The following is a 13,981-nucleotide window of genomic DNA, read 5'->3' on the forward strand; positions in this document are numbered from 1 at the left end:
AGGCTGGACTTGTAGTCTAAGGTGGTGGAAGTGAGAGGAGGCGGGATGGGCAGCGAGCCGGATGGCGAGCGGGATGCGATCCTCGCCGCGCTGAGGCCGGTCGTGGACGGAATCGCCGCGACCTTCGGGCCGGTGTGCGACGTGGTGCTGCACGACTACCGCCACCCCGAGGAGTCGGTGGTCGCCGTGGCCGGGTCCCTGACCGGGCGCGCGGCCGGCGGCGCGATGAGCGAGATCGGCATGCGCGTCCTCGCCCGTGGCGACGAGGCGCAGGACGAACTGAACTACGTCACCCGCACCCGCCACGGGACGCTGGTGAAGTCCTCCACGATGGTGCTGCGGGACTCCACGGGATCCGTGTTCGGTGCCCTGTGTGTCAACGTGGACGTCAGTGCCGTCACCCAGGTCCACGGCCTGCTCGGCGCGCTCGCCGGAATCGGTACCGCGCCGGCCGAGCTGCCGACCACCACCTTCGGCAACGACATCGACGCCGTGGTCGACGCCCTCGTCGACGTCCACCAGTCGAAGCAGCGGGGCAGCTGGGCGGAGCTCGACCGCGCGGAGCGCCTGGAGCTGTTCGGCGGGCTGGACACCCGTGGTGTCTTCGCCGTGCGCGGCGCCGTCGAGCAGGTCGCCGCCCGGCTCGGCATCTCCCGCGCCTCCGCCTACAACTACCTCTCCCGGGCCCGGGCCGCCCACGACCCTTCCACCGGAGGACCCGCGTGACGACCACCACCCCACCGGTCACCGTCGACGACGTCCGCGACGCCGCCGCCCGCCTCGAGGGCGTCGCCCACCGCACCCCCGTGCTGCGCTCCCGCACCCTCGACGCCCTCACCGGCGCCGAAGTCCACCTCAAGTGCGAGAATTTCCAGCGCGTGGGCGCCTTCAAGTTCCGCGGTGCCTACAACGCCGCTTCCCGTCTCACCCCCGACCAGCTGTCCCGGGGGATCGCCGCCTACTCCTCCGGCAACCACGCCCAGGCCGTCGCCCTGGCCGCCCGCGAGCTGGGCACCACCGCGGTCATCGTCATGCCGGAGGACGCCCCGCCGTCCAAGCGGGCGGCCACCGCCGGCTACGGTGCCGAGATCGTCACGTACGACCGCTACACCGGCGACCGCGTCGCCCTCGCCGAGGCCCTCGCCGCCGAACGCGGCCTCGCTCTCATCCCGCCGTACGAGCATCCGCACGTCATCGCCGGACAGGGCACGGCCGCCCTCGAACTCCTCGAAGAGGTAGGAGAGTTGGATGCGCTGCTGACGCCGGTCGGCGGCGGCGGGCTGATGGCCGGCAGCGCCACGGCGGCCAAGGGCCTGCACCCCGGCATCCGCACCATCGGCGTCGAGCCGGAGGCCGGGGACGACACGAAGCGCTCGCTGGAGGCCGGCCGGCGCGTCAGCATCCCGGTCCCGCACACCATCGCCGACGGCCAGGCCCTGCACACACCCGGCGAGCTGACCTTCTCGGTCAACCAACGGCTCCTCGACGACGTCGTCCTGGTCACCGACGACGAGATCCGGGACGCGATGCGGTTCGCCTTCGAACGCCTGAAGATCGTCGTCGAGCCGAGCGGCGCCACCCCGCTGGCCGCCCTGCTCACGGGTCGGGCGGGCCCCCTGCCGCGGCGCGTCGGTGTGATCATCTCCGGCGGCAACATCGACACCGGGCGCTTCGCCGAGCTGTGCGGCAGCGGCCGCTGAGCGCCTTCCCCGAATGGCGGCCCCGGATGGCAGGGCGGACGATTGAGTGGTACGGGCCGACCGCTGACGGCGGTGTCCAGGGCCGCCGGGGAGGGCCGGCCCCGGCCGCGGACCGTCGCGGCCGGAAGGGAGCGCGTCATGCTGGAAGTGAAGACGCTCGACAAGCCCGATGAACGGCGTGATTTCCCCCGTGGCCACCTCGAAGCCGTCCACATGACGGAACTCGACTTCGCCGTGGCCACCTTCGAGCCCGGCTGGCGCTGGACGGAGTCCGTGGCCCCGATGGCGGGCACCGCGACCTGCCAGATGCATCACTACTGCTTCATGGCGCACGGCCACCTGCACATCCTCATGGACGACGGCGGGGAGACCGAGGTCGGCCCCGGCGACGTCTTCGTCTGCTCGCCCGGTCATGACGCCTGGGTCGTGGGTGACGAGCAGGTCGTGCTCTACGACTTCGAGGGGCAGACGGCGAAGGAGTACGCGAAGCAGGAGTAGCGAGTCCTGCCCTTGCTCTCGGAAACCGATCGGTTTACGCTTCCCGACATGGGAAACCGATCGGTTTCCGTGGTGTGAGCAATGAGGGAGACTCCCATGACCACCATCGAAGGTTCCGTCGCCCTGGTCACCGGCGGCAGCCGCGGCATCGGCCGGGCGCTGGTCGAGGCCCTGTACGAGCGGGGCGCGCGGAAGGTGTACGCCACCGCCCGCGACCCGCGCACCGTCACGCACCCCGACGCCGTACCGCTGGCCCTGGAGGTGACCGACCCCACGTCCGTCGCCGCGGCGGCCGAACGGGCACAGGACGTCACCCTGTTGATCAACAACGCCGGTGCGTCGGTCAACGCCAACTTCCTCGACTCGCCCGTCGAGGACGTCCGCCGCGAGTTCGAGACCAACTTCTACGGGCCGCTCCTGGTGACCCGGGCCTTCGTCCCCGTCATCGAGCGCAACGGCGGAGGCCACATCCTCAACGTCCACTCCGTGCTGTCCTGGATCGGCCTCGCCGGCTCCTACAGCGCGTCCAAGGCCGCCTTCTGGTCGCAGACCAACTCGCTGCGCCTGGACCTGAAGCCGCGGGGGATCGACGTCACCGGTCTCCATGTCGGCTACGTGGACACGGACATGACCGTCGGGGTCGACGCCCCCAAGTCCACGGCCGGGTCCGTCGCGGCCCAGGCCCTCGACGGCATCGCGTCCGGCGCCTACGAGGTCCTGGCCGACGACGTCTCGCGGCAGGTCAAGGCGGGGCTGGCGGCCGACCCGGCCGCCCTCTACCCGCAGCTCACCGCCGCCTGATCACACCGGCAGCAGCCGCGCCACCAGTTCGCTCAACTGCCGGGCGTTGCGGCACTCGTGCATCGCGACCAGCTCGGCGTAGGCGGGCGCGACGGAATCTCCCGTACCCCAGCGGGAGCGTGCTTCCGGGTTCAGCCAGTGGACGCGGCGGGCGCGTTCGGCGACCTGCCGCACGGCGGGCAGGTTCGGGTCGCTCCGGTTCGTGCGGGCGTCACCCAGCACGAACACGGTCGTGCGTGAACCGACCGCGTCCGCGTACCGCTCGGCGAACTCGCCCAGCGCCATGCCGTAGTCACTGCTGCCGTGGTAGCCCGTGACCGCCGCCTCCCCCTGGATACGGCTGCTCAGCCCCTCCGGGTCGGCCCGGCCGCGCTCCAGCAGCCCGGTCACCTCGTCGATCCGGTTGACGAAGGCGAACACGCGCACCTTGCTGAACTGGTCGTGCAGCGCCTGCACCAACAGCATCGTGAAGTCGGAGAAGCCGGAGACCGACCCCGACACATCGCACAGCAGCACCAGTTCGGGACGGGCGGGCCGCCGTCGGCGCAGCACCGGCTTCATCGGCACCCCGCCCGTCGACAGCGAACCGCGCAGGGTCCGCCGCAGATCGATCGTGCCCCGCGAGGCGCGACGGCGCCGGGCCGCCAACCGGGTCGCGAGCTTGCGGGCCAGAGGCTGAACCGTCCTGCGCAGCTCGGCCAGCCGGTCCTGCCCGGCGAACAGGAAGTCGACCCGGTCGGCGGTCGGGGCCACCGCCCGCCGGGCGATCTCGTCCCGGCCGCGCCGCTCGGCGACCCGCCGCCGCGCCTCCGCCGCCACCAGAGCGCGGAAGACGTCGATGCGCCGCCGGACCTCGTCCTCCAGCAACCGGTCCGCGAACCCCTGACCCCCGTCCTGCCCCCGGACGTTGTCGCGCACCCGGGCCAGCAGCGTCTGGGGCCGCAGCCGTTCGAGCGTCTGGTACGACGACCAGCCGTCCGACTCCGGCGAGGAGCCGTAGCCGCCGAAACCGTCGACCGCCTCGATGGCCAGCCGGCCCAGCATCGCCCGGTCGTCGGCGGTCAGGGCGTCGGCCAGCCGGTCCCGCAGGTTCTCCCGCCCGGCCGTCCGCTGTTCCGGGCCGCCGACGCCGCGCGGGAAATAGAGGTCGAAGACGGGGTCGAACACCTGCCGTTGTCCGTGCCCGTGCAGCAACGTCGCCGCGAGCCCCTCGCGCAGCAGCTCCCGGTCCGCGAGGCCGAGTTCCCCGACCGCCCGCGCCGCGTCGACCGTCTCGCCGGTGCCGATCCGCATGCCGTGCGCGCGGAGCGCCCCGACCAGGGACGTCAGCCGCTCTGCGATGCCCGTCGGCGTCGTCACGGAGCGTCCAGGGCGTCCAGGTCGAGCTTGGCCGAGGCCTTGAGGACGTCGTCCTGGTGCTTGAGCAGCACGCCGAGCGTGGCCCGCACGACCGTCTCGTCGAGGGAGTCGGCGCCGAGGGCGAGCAGGGTGTGCGCCCAGTCGACGGTCTCGGCGACCGACGGCACCTTGCGCAGGTCCATCGCCCGCAGCGCGCCCACGACCCGGACGACCGAGCGGGCCAGCGCCTCGTCGAGGCCGGGCACCTTCAGCCGTACGATCCGGCGCTCCAGCTCCTCGTCCGGGAAGCCGATGTGCAGGAAGAGACAGCGCCGGCGCAGCGCCTCGGACAGCTCCCGGCTCGCGTTGGACGTGAGGACGACGAAGGGGCGCCGCGTCGCCGTGATCGTGCCCAGCTCGGGGACGGTCACCTGGAAGTCGCTGAGCACCTCCAGCAGCAGGCCCTCCACCTCGACGTCCGCCTTGTCGGTCTCGTCGATCAGGAGCACCTTCGGGTCGTCGCCCCGGATCGCGGTCAGCAGCGGCCGCGTGAGCAGGAACTCCTCGCTGAAGATGTCCGTACGGGCCTCGTCCCACGATTCGTCGCGGCCCGCGCTGATGCGCAGAAGCTGCTTGGCGTGGTTCCACTCGTACAGGGCGCGGGACTCGTCGACGCCCTCGTAGCACTGCAGGCGGACGAGCCGGGCCCCGGCCACCGTGGCGACGGCCTTGGCGAGTTCCGTCTTGCCGACACCGGCCGGGCCCTCCACCAGGAGCGGCTTGCCGAGCCGGGCGGCGAGGAAGACCGTCGTGGCGACGGCGGGGGAGGCGAGGTAGCCGGTCTCGGCGAGGCGTGCGGAGACGTCGTCGACGGATGTGAACAACGGGGCCTCCAGGACGGCGGCGTGGGACGAACGGGCAGAGCACTATCTAAGCGCTTGTTCACCCACGCTGTCACGGGGGTCCTCTTCCCGTCAGCTTGCTAAACCGATCGGTTTCCCCGGCGTCCGGGGCGCGGTACTCTCGCCCGTATGGCCACAACCGACAAGGCGTCCACCAGAGACCGGCTCCTCGACGCGGCGGCCGAACTGTTCTACCGCGACGGCGTCTCCCTCGGTGTCGAGACGCTGTGCCGCAGCGCCGGAGTCTCGAAGCGCTCCATGTACCAGCTCTTCGCGAGCAAGGACGAGGTCCTCGCGGCGAGCCTGGCCCGGCGGCTCCCGGCGTACGAGGAGCGGCTGGCTCCCGGCCCGCAGGAGGACGCCGGCACCCCGCGCGAGAGGATCCTGCACGTCTTCGAGCGACTGGAGATGGCCTCGGCCGAGCCCGCCTACCGGGGCTGCCCCTATCTCGCCGCGCTGGTCGAGCTGAAGGATCTTGAGCACCCGGCGAGCGTCGTCGCCCGCGGGGCGAAGGAGTGGCTGCTGGGCTTCTTCCGCACGCAGGCCGCGGAGGGCGGGGCGCACGACGCCGAGCTGCTCGCCCGTCAGCTGATGCTGGTCTTCGACGGGGCGAGCGCCCGGGCCGGGGCACGGATCGAGAGCTTGGACGGCCTGGCCACGGCGACGGTGACCGCGCTGCTGGACGCCGCCGGCACACGGTGAAAGGGCGGCCGCCACCGCGACCACCCGTCGCCCGGCCCGTCCTCACGCGGCCGACGCCACCACCACCCCCCCCGCACCGCCCGGCGTGCGCGGCACCCGCCGGGCCGGGCCGGTGCCCGAGCCGGTCGCCGAGCCACGGGCGGCGCCCTTCGGGTGGACGGCGGCTACGCCGACTCGATCCTGCCCTGAGCCCCTGGATCAGTCCTCGCAGACCAGGATCACCTCCAGCGTGCGCGGACCGTGCACCCCCTCGACCCGGTCCAGCTCGATGTCGCTGGTCGCCGACGGCCCGGAGATCCACGTCAACGGGCGCGCGGGGTCGAGGCGTTCGAGTCCCTGTGGCACGGAGGAGACCACCTGGTCCGGCACCCGCACCACACAGATGTGGTGGTCCGGGACGAGGGTGATCCGGCGCCGGCCCTGGTCGGGCGAGCCGTCCAGCACGATGGTGCCGGTCTCGGCGATGGCGACCGCGCAGGCCGTCACCACACTGTCCACCCGGTCCAGTTCGCCCGAGGTGCTCCCGGCCCGGTCCGCCACCCGCGTCGCCCCGGTCGCCGCCAGCCACCCCTCGTCCAGTCCGGGCGGCACCAGCACCGAAGCCGCCCCGCGCTTCTCCAGCAGCGCCGCGATCAGCCGGGCCAGCCCGCCGGAGTCCGTGCGGTGCACGAGCGCCCGGTAGTCCGCCAGGTTCTCGGCGAGCAGATCCACCGTCTGCGCGACGGTCCGCTGCCCGTGCTCGCGGAGGTAGTCCCGCGAGAGGGGTGTCTCGTCGGCCGGTGCGTCCGCCAGCGCGCGCCGTACCCGCCCCAGGATCCGTTCCCTGCTGTTCACCTGTCCCCGTCCTTCCCGCCGCGCGTGCGCTGCCACCAGTCCCGGAACGGCTCGGCGGGCACCGGCGGCAGCTCCCGGGTCCCGCTCCAGGCCCGACCGGGGCCGGGCAGCGTCCGGGGATGGAAGCGACGCGTCCGGGAGGCGGCCCGCTGGCCCGTGCGCAGCGCGCCCGGGTGCAGGAACGCCCAGCGGGCCGCGCGCATCGCCGCCCGCTCGGCGGCATGCCCCTTGGCGGGCCGCAGCACCACCTTGTTGCCCCCGCTGGTGACCTCGCCGCCCTGGACGACCCGCTCCCGCAGGTGCACCAGCACCTCGGGGATGTCGATGGCGACCGGGCACACCTCGTAGCACGCCCCGCACAGCGACGACGCGTACGGCAGCGAGGCGTCGATCTCGCTGCCCGTGCCCCGCAGTTGGGGGCTGAGGATCGCGCCGATCGGCCCCGGGTACACCGACCCGTAGGCGTGCCCTCCGGCCCGCTCGTAGACCGGGCACACATTGAGACACGCCGAGCAGCGGATGCAGCGCAGCGCCTGCCGGCCGACCTCGTCGGCGAGGGTGTCGGTGCGGCCGTTGTCCAGCAGCACCAGATGGAAGTTCTGCGGACCGTCCTCGTCCGTGGTGCCGGTCCACGTCGAGGTGTAGGGGTTCATGCGCTCGGCCGTGGAGGAGCGGGGGAGGGTCTGCAGGAACACCTCCAGGTCCTGCCACGCCGGCACGATCTTCTCGATGCCGACGACCGAGATCAGCGTCTCGGGCAGGGTCAGGCACATCCGGCCGTTGCCCTCGGACTCGACGACCACGAGCGTGCCCGTCTCGGCGACCATGAAGTTGGCGCCGGAGATGCCGACCTTGGCCCGCAGGAACTTCTCCCGCAGGTGCAGGCGGGCGGCCTCGGCGAGTTCGGCCGGTGTGTCGGTCAGGCCCTCGGGGGCGGGGCGGCCCCACTCGCTCATCTCCCGGGTGAAGATGTCCCGGATCTCGCCCCGGTTGCGGTGGATGGCCGGGACGAGGATGTGCGAGGGCCGGTCCTTGCCCAACTGCACGATCAGCTCGGCGAGATCGGTCTCGTAGGCGCGGATGCCCTCGGCCTCCAGCGCCTCGTTGAGCCCGATCTCCTGCGTGGCCATCGACTTGACCTTGACGACCTCGGACTCGCCGGTCATCTTCACGAGCTGCGTGACGATCTCGTTGGCCTCGTCCGCGTCGGCGGCCCAGTGCACGACGCCGCCCGCGGCCGTGACCGACTCCTCCAACTGCACGAGGTAGCGGTCGAGGTGGCGCAGCGTGTGGTCCTTGATGCGCTTGCCCGCCTCGCGCAGCTCGGCCCAGTCGGACACCTCCGACACCGCCTTCGCCCGCTTGGCGCGGATGGTGTGCGTGGCGTGCCGCAGATTGCCGCGCAGGGTCGCGTTCCCCACGGCCTCCCGCGCGGCCTCCGGAAACGCCGGCATACCGAGATACGTCCCGCTCATACGGCCGGTTCCTCCTCCGTGCTCGCCAGGATCTCCGCGATGTGCACCGGCCGCATGCCGGTGCGCAGCCGGGCCATCGTCCCGCCGATGTGCATCAGACAGGAGTTGTCGGCCGCGCACAGCACCTCGGCACCCGTCGACTCGGCGTTGCGCACCTTGTCCGCGCCCATCGCCGCCGAGACGTCGGCGTTCTTCAGCGCGAAGGTGCCGCCGAACCCGCAGCACTCGTCGGCCCCCGGCAGCTCGGCGAGCTCCAGGCCCTTCACCGCCCGCAGCAGCCGCCGCGGCCGCTCACCGAGCCCGAGTCCGCGCAGCCCGTGGCAGGTCGGGTGGTAGGTCACCTTGTGCGGGTAGTACGCCCCGACGTCCGTCACACCCAGCACATCGACCAGGAACTCGGTCAGCTCGTACGTCTTGGGCACCACCGGCGCCAGGGTGGCCGCGAGGCTGTCCCCGCGCCCCTCGGCCCGGGCCCGCTCGCCCATCCGCGGATACAGCTCCCGCACCATCGCCCCGCACGACCCGGACGGCGTCACGATCGCCTCGTACGAGCCGAAGACATCGGAGAAATGCCGGGCGAGCGGCTCGGCCTCGTGGCGGTAGCCGGTGTTGTAGTGCGCCTGCCCGCAGCAGGTCTGCCCGCTCGGGAAGTCGACGTCGACACCCAGCCTGGTCAGCAGTTTCACCACGGCGCGCCCGGTGTCCGGATACAGCGTGTCGTTGACGCAGGTCAGGAACAGGGCGACACGCATCGCGGCTCCTTGTGGTCGATCATCGGATGAGTGCAGCGTAGTAGGGGGACAAGGCCGGGGGGAGACCCCGTCACTCCCCGGCGAGCCGGTCCTGCGCGGCGTGCCACCTCTCGGTCCCGCCCCGGGGCTCGTACCGCGTGAGCGGCTGTGTGTTCACGAGCAGCCGCCGCATTCCGGCCAGGTCACCGACCAGCCCGTGCGCCCGCGCCTGGACGAGGACGTTGCCCAGCGCGGCGGCCTCGGTCGGCCCCGCCACGACCGGCAGCCCGCACGCGTCGGCGGTCAGCTGGCACAGCAGCGCGTTGCGCGTCCCGCCCCCGACCACGTGCACCACGTCGACCGCGTGCCCCGCGAGCCGCTGGGCGTCCGAGACGGCCTTGCGGTGCGCGAGAGCGAGGGAGTCGAGGATGCAGCGCGTCACCTCGGCCGGAGACTCGGGCACCGGCTGCCCCGAGGCCCGGCACGCCTCGGCGATCCGCTCCGGCATCCGCCCGGGCGCCAGGAACGCCGCGTCACCCGCGTCCACCACCGACCGCAGCGCCGGAGCCTTGGACGCCTCCAGCAGCAGCGCGCCCAGGTCCGTCTCGCCCCAGGCCCGCACGCACTCCTGGAGCAGCCACAGCCCCATGATGTTCCGCAGGTAGCGGACCGTGCCGTCCAGTCCCAGCTCGTTGGTGAAGTTGGCGGCCCGGCTCTCCTCGGTCAGCACCGGCGCGTCCAGCTCCAGGCCGGCCAGCGACCAGGTGCCCGTGCAGATGTAGGCGAACCGCTCGCCCGACGCCGGAACGGCCGCGACCGCCGAAGCGGTGTCGTGCGACCCCACGGCCGTCACCGGCACCGGACCGGCGAGCCCGGTCTCCTCCAGCACCTCGCCGCGCAGCAGCCCGGCCGGATCGCCGGGTTGCCGCAACCGCGCGAACAGGTCCAGGTCGATGCCGAGCCGGGAGGCGATGCCGTACGCCCAGTCACGGGTGCGGGGATCGATCAACTGCGTCGTGGACGCGTTGGTCAGCTCGGTGCCCTGCTCGCCGGTCAGCCAGTACGTGAGCAGGTCCGGCACCAGCAACAGCCGCCGGGCCTGGGCGAGCTGAGCCGTCGATCGCGCGGCGGTCAGCTGGTAGAGGGTGTTGAAGGGCGCGTACTGCAACCCGGTCGCGGCGTACAGCTCCGCCGCGGGCACGGTCGCCCACACCTTCTCCGCGACGCCCTCCGTCCGGGAGTCGCGGTAGTGCACGGGATGGCCGAGCAGCGCCCCGTCCGCGTCCAGCAGCCCGTAGTCCACGGCCCAGCTGTCGATGCCGACGGAGTCGAGCCGTCCACCGCAGTGGGCACCGGCCGCCTTCAGGCCGTCCAGCACCCCGGCGTACAGCCCGAGCACGTCCCACCGCAGCCCCTCGGGCACCCGGACGGGCCGGTTGGGGAAGCGGTGCGCCTCGCTCAGCTCCAGCGAGTCGGGGCCGACGCGGCCGACCATGACGCGCCCGCTGGACGCGCCCAGGTCGACCGCGGCGTAGGACTTCACGGTCGCGCTCATCGCAGGAAGGCGGCCGCGACGCCCGCGTCGACCGGGATGTGCAGACCGGTCGTGTGGGTGAGGTCCCCGCCGGTCAGCGCGAAGACGGCATTGGCGACGTGCTCCGGGAGCACCTCGCGCTTGAGGATGGTCCGCTGGGCGTAGAACTCACCCAGCTTCTCCTCCTCCACCCCGTACACGGCGGCCCGCTTGGCGCCCCACCCGCCGGCGAAGATGCCCGAGCCGCGCACCACACCGTCCGGGTTGATCCCGTTGACCCGGATGCCGTGCTCGCCCAGCTCGGCGGCGAGCAGCCGCACCTGGTGGGCCTGGTCGGCCTTGGTGGCGGAGTAGGCGATGTTGTTGGGACCGGCGAACACGGCGTTCTTCGAGGCGATGTAGACGATGTCGCCGCCCAGCTCCTGGGCGATCATCACCCGGGCCGCTTCCCGCGACACGAGGAAGGAGCCGCGCGCCATGATGTCGTGCTGGAGGTCCCAGTCCTTGGCGGAGGTCTCCAGCAGCGGCTTGGAGATCGAGATGCCCGCGTTGTTGACGACGAGGTCGACTCCGCCGAAGGCCAGCACGGCCGCCCGGAACGCCTCGGCGATCTGCTCCTCGGAGGTGACGTCCACCGTCACGGCGACGGCCTTGTCGGGGCCGCCCAGCTCCTCGGCCACGGCCTCGGCGTTCTGCGCGTCGAGGTCGGCGACGACCACGCACGCCCCCTCGGCCACGAGCCGGTGCGCGATGGCCTTCCCGATGCCGCTGCCGGCCCCCGTCACCAGGGCCACCCGGGTCGCCAGCGCCTTGGGCTTCGGCATCCGCTGGAGCTTGGCCTCCTCCAGCGCCCAGTACTCGATCCGGAACTTCTCGGACTCCTCGATCGGCGCATACGTGGACACGGCCTCGGCCCCGCGCATCACGTTGATGGCGTTGACGTAGAACTCGCCGGCCACCCGGGCGGTCTGCTTGTCCTTGCCGAAGGAGAACATGCCCACGCCCGGCACCAGCACGATCGCCGGGTCGGCGCCGCGCATGGCGGGGGAGTCGGGCTCGGCGTGCCGCTCGTAGTAGGCGGCGTACTCCTCGCGGTACTGGGCGTGCAGCTCCTTCAGCCGGGCGATCGCCTCGTCGAGCGGGGCACTCGGCGGCAGGTCCAGCACCAGTGGCCGGACCTTGGTCCGCAGGAAGTGGTCCGGGCAGGACGTGCCGAGCGCGGCGAGCCGCGGGTGCTCCGCGCTCGCGAGGAAGTCGAGCACGACCTCGGAGTCGTCGAAGTGCCCGACCTGGGGCCGGTCCCGCGAGGCGAGGGCGCGCATGTACGGGGCGAGCGCGGCGGCCCGCTCCCGCCGCTCGACGGCACTCAGCGCGGCGTACCCCTCGATCACCGGCCCGAAGGGCTCGGCCCTGCCCCGCTCGGCGAGGAACGTCTCCGCGGTCCGGATGATGTGCAGCGAGTTCCGCTCGCACTCCTCGGAGGTGTCACCCCAGGCGGTGATCCCGTGCCCGCCGAGCACGCACCCGATGGCCTGCGGATTGGCCTCCTTCACGGCGGCGATGTCCAGCCCCAGCTGGAAACCGGGCCGCCGCCACGGCACCCACACCACGCTGTCCCCGAAGCACTCGGCGGTCAGCTTCTCCCCGTCGGCGGCACACGCGAGCGCGATCCCCGAGTCCGGGTGCAGATGATCGACGTGCGCGGCCTCGACCAGCCCGTGCATGGCGGTGTCGATGGACGGAGCGGCCCCGCCCTTCCCGTGCAGGCAGTAGTCGAACGCGGCGACCATCTCGTCCTCGCGCTCGACACCCGGGTACACGTCCACGAGCGCCCGCATCCGGTCCAGCCGCAGCACGGCGAGCCCGGCCTCGGTCAGCGTCCCGAGATCACCACCGGACCCCTTGACCCACATCAGCTCGACGTCACCGCCGGTGACCGGGTCGGTCTCGGTGCCCTTGGCGGAGGCGTTGCCCCCCGCGTAGTTCGTGTTCCGGGGATCGGCCCCGAGCCGGTGCGACCGGGCGAGCAGAGCGGCGGCTTCGGGATGAACAGCCATGCCAGTTCCTTTTCGAGAAAGAGGAGGTGGAAGGTCTCGCTTTTAGGGGCGCGGGGAACTGCGCGATCAGCCTCAGACAACCCGCACCCCGCAGACAGCAAATCTCGGCAGACGCTTACGCACCCCACCCCGCCTGCTGCCCACCAACCCGCTCGGCAACAATCCGCTCGCCCCACCCGGACCGCCGGTACGCCGAGACCGGGTCGGGGTCCAGCCCCAGTTCCTCCCGCACCTCGCGCAGCAACGGCCGCACATCCGTGTTGTACGCATCCATCAGCACGGCATTGGCCTCCAGCACATCACCACCGCGCTGCGCCGCCCGCAACGCGTCACCGTCGACCAGCAGTGCCTTCGCCGTCGCCTCCTGCACGTTCATCACCGACCGGATGATCGCCGGGATCTTCGCCTCGATGTTGTGACACTGGTCGAGCATGAAGGCGACGTCGGGCGTGAATCCCCCGCCCCAGATCACCTCGTACATGATCCGGAACAGCTGGAACGGATCCGCCGCCCCGACCATCAGGTCGTCGTCCGCGTAGAACCGCGAGTTGAAGTCGAACCCGCCGAGCTTGCCCTCACGCAACAGCGTCGCCACGATGAACTCGATGTTCGTCCCCGGCGCGTGATGCCCCGTGTCGACGACGACCTGCGCCTTGGGTCCGAGCTTCAGGCAGTGGGCGTAGGCGGTACCCCAGTCCGGCACATCCGTCGTGTAGAACGCCGGCTCGAAGAACTTGTACTCCAGCAGCATCCGCTGCCCGTCCCCGAGCCGCTCGTAGACCTCGGCGAGCCCCTCGGCCAGCCGGTCCTGCCGCCCCCGGATGTCGTCCTGCCCGGGATAGTTCGTCCCGTCGGCGAACCACAGCTTCAGGTCCGCCGAGCCCGTCGCGTCCATGATGTCGACGCACTCCAGCAGATGATCCACGGCCTTGCGCCGTACGGAGGCCTCCGGGTGGCAGATGCTCCCGAGCTTGTAGTCGTCGTCCTGGAAGGTGTTGGAGTTGATCGCCCCGAGCTTCACGCCCCGCTGTTCGGCGTGCTTGGCCAGCGCCGCGTAGTCGTCGACCTTGTCCCACGGAATGTGCAGGGCCACGGTCGGGGCGACGCCGGTGAACTCGTGCACCTTCGCCGCGTCGTCCAGCTTCTCGAACGGAGTGCGCGGCACCCCCTGCTGCGCGAACACCTTGAACCGCGTGCCCGAGTTCCCGTAGGCCCACGACGGCGTCTCGACGGCCTGTGTCTTGAGAGCGGCCTTCGCCGCGGCGAGCTCGGTCACGTCAGGCTCCTGTGACATCGGGTCGTGACGACCACTGAATGAAACGATTCAGGACGCGAAGTTATGGGCCCCCCGAAGGGGTGTCAACCCCCGCGGCCGAGACGGTTTCCCGTGACCCATGCGTGACCTTCTG

Annotated in this window: 13 protein-coding genes; 5 read left to right on the forward strand and 8 right to left on the reverse strand. The window is 71.9% G+C overall.

Translation table 11 applies throughout. From position 1 onward, the window contains the following. Positions 1-45 precede the first annotated feature (45 nt). From QOL88_RS35890 to QOL88_RS35905, 4 genes are all read left to right on the forward strand, one after another. Positions 46-726 (forward strand): helix-turn-helix transcriptional regulator, encoded by a 681-nt coding sequence (locus QOL88_RS35890; RefSeq protein WP_097222379.1) that lies wholly within the window; start codon positions 46-48, stop codon positions 724-726. Then, entirely contained in the window at positions 723-1,700 is a 978-nt protein-coding gene (locus QOL88_RS35895) for a pyridoxal-phosphate dependent enzyme (protein WP_097222380.1), read from the forward strand. Before QOL88_RS35890 ends, QOL88_RS35895 begins: the two co-directional genes overlap by 4 nt. A 138-nt stretch (positions 1,701-1,838) precedes the next feature. Further along, positions 1,839-2,198, forward strand: coding sequence for a cupin domain-containing protein (locus QOL88_RS35900; RefSeq protein WP_097222381.1), 360 nt, complete (start codon positions 1,839-1,841; stop codon positions 2,196-2,198). A gap of 96 nt (positions 2,199-2,294) precedes the next feature. Beyond that, positions 2,295-2,999 (forward strand): SDR family oxidoreductase, encoded by a 705-nt coding sequence (locus tag QOL88_RS35905; protein ID WP_097222382.1) that lies wholly within the window; start codon positions 2,295-2,297, stop codon positions 2,997-2,999. Here the strand turns inward: QOL88_RS35905 and QOL88_RS35910 are convergent, their stop codons facing one another. Together QOL88_RS35910 and QOL88_RS35915 are read right to left on the reverse strand one after the other, a co-directional pair. Then, complete coding sequence (locus QOL88_RS35910; protein WP_097222383.1) at positions 3,000-4,358, reverse strand: vWA domain-containing protein; 1,359 nt, start codon at positions 4,356-4,358, stop codon at positions 3,000-3,002. It abuts the gene before it with no gap. Continuing rightward, complete coding sequence (locus tag QOL88_RS35915; protein WP_097222384.1) at positions 4,355-5,221, reverse strand: AAA family ATPase; 867 nt, start codon at positions 5,219-5,221, stop codon at positions 4,355-4,357. The genes QOL88_RS35910 and QOL88_RS35915 overlap by 4 nt, the downstream gene beginning before the upstream one ends. A 147-nt stretch (positions 5,222-5,368) precedes the next feature. On the opposite strand from QOL88_RS35915, the gene QOL88_RS35920 reads away from it, so the two are divergent. After that, positions 5,369-5,941, forward strand: a complete 573-nt coding sequence (locus QOL88_RS35920; protein ID WP_097222385.1) for a TetR/AcrR family transcriptional regulator — start codon at positions 5,369-5,371, stop codon at positions 5,939-5,941. A 198-nt stretch (positions 5,942-6,139) separates the two neighbouring features. Here the strand turns inward: QOL88_RS35920 and QOL88_RS35925 are convergent, their stop codons facing one another. The 6 genes from QOL88_RS35925 to rhaI all read right to left on the reverse strand — a co-directional run bounded on the left by QOL88_RS35925 (position 6,140) and on the right by rhaI (position 13,848). After that, positions 6,140-6,775: a LutC/YkgG family protein gene (locus QOL88_RS35925; RefSeq protein WP_097222386.1), complete on the reverse strand. Its 636-nt coding sequence runs from the start codon at positions 6,773-6,775 to the stop codon at positions 6,140-6,142. After that, positions 6,772-8,250: a LutB/LldF family L-lactate oxidation iron-sulfur protein gene (locus QOL88_RS35930; RefSeq protein ID WP_097222387.1), complete on the reverse strand. Its 1,479-nt coding sequence runs from the start codon at positions 8,248-8,250 to the stop codon at positions 6,772-6,774. Before QOL88_RS35930 ends, QOL88_RS35925 begins: the two co-directional genes overlap by 4 nt. Continuing rightward, positions 8,247-9,002 carry a (Fe-S)-binding protein gene (locus QOL88_RS35935; protein ID WP_097222388.1) on the reverse strand — a complete coding sequence of 252 codons (756 nt, stop codon included), beginning with the start codon at positions 9,000-9,002 and terminating at the stop codon, positions 8,247-8,249. Before QOL88_RS35935 ends, QOL88_RS35930 begins: the two co-directional genes overlap by 4 nt. Before the next feature lie 70 nt (positions 9,003-9,072). After that, complete coding sequence (locus tag QOL88_RS35940; protein ID WP_097222389.1) at positions 9,073-10,536, reverse strand: rhamnulokinase; 1,464 nt, start codon at positions 10,534-10,536, stop codon at positions 9,073-9,075. Further along, complete coding sequence (locus QOL88_RS35945; RefSeq protein WP_097222390.1) at positions 10,533-12,572, reverse strand: bifunctional aldolase/short-chain dehydrogenase; 2,040 nt, start codon at positions 12,570-12,572, stop codon at positions 10,533-10,535. The genes QOL88_RS35940 and QOL88_RS35945 overlap by 4 nt, the downstream gene beginning before the upstream one ends. A 115-nt stretch (positions 12,573-12,687) precedes the next feature. Continuing rightward, entirely contained in the window at positions 12,688-13,848 is a 1,161-nt protein-coding gene (gene rhaI / locus QOL88_RS35950) for an L-rhamnose isomerase (protein WP_097222391.1), read from the reverse strand. Positions 13,849-13,981: the final 133 nt, after the last annotated feature.

This window comes from Streptomyces sp. Ag82_O1-12 (assembly GCF_900182715.1).
Lineage (GTDB): Bacteria > Actinomycetota > Actinomycetes > Streptomycetales > Streptomycetaceae > Streptomyces > Streptomyces massasporeus.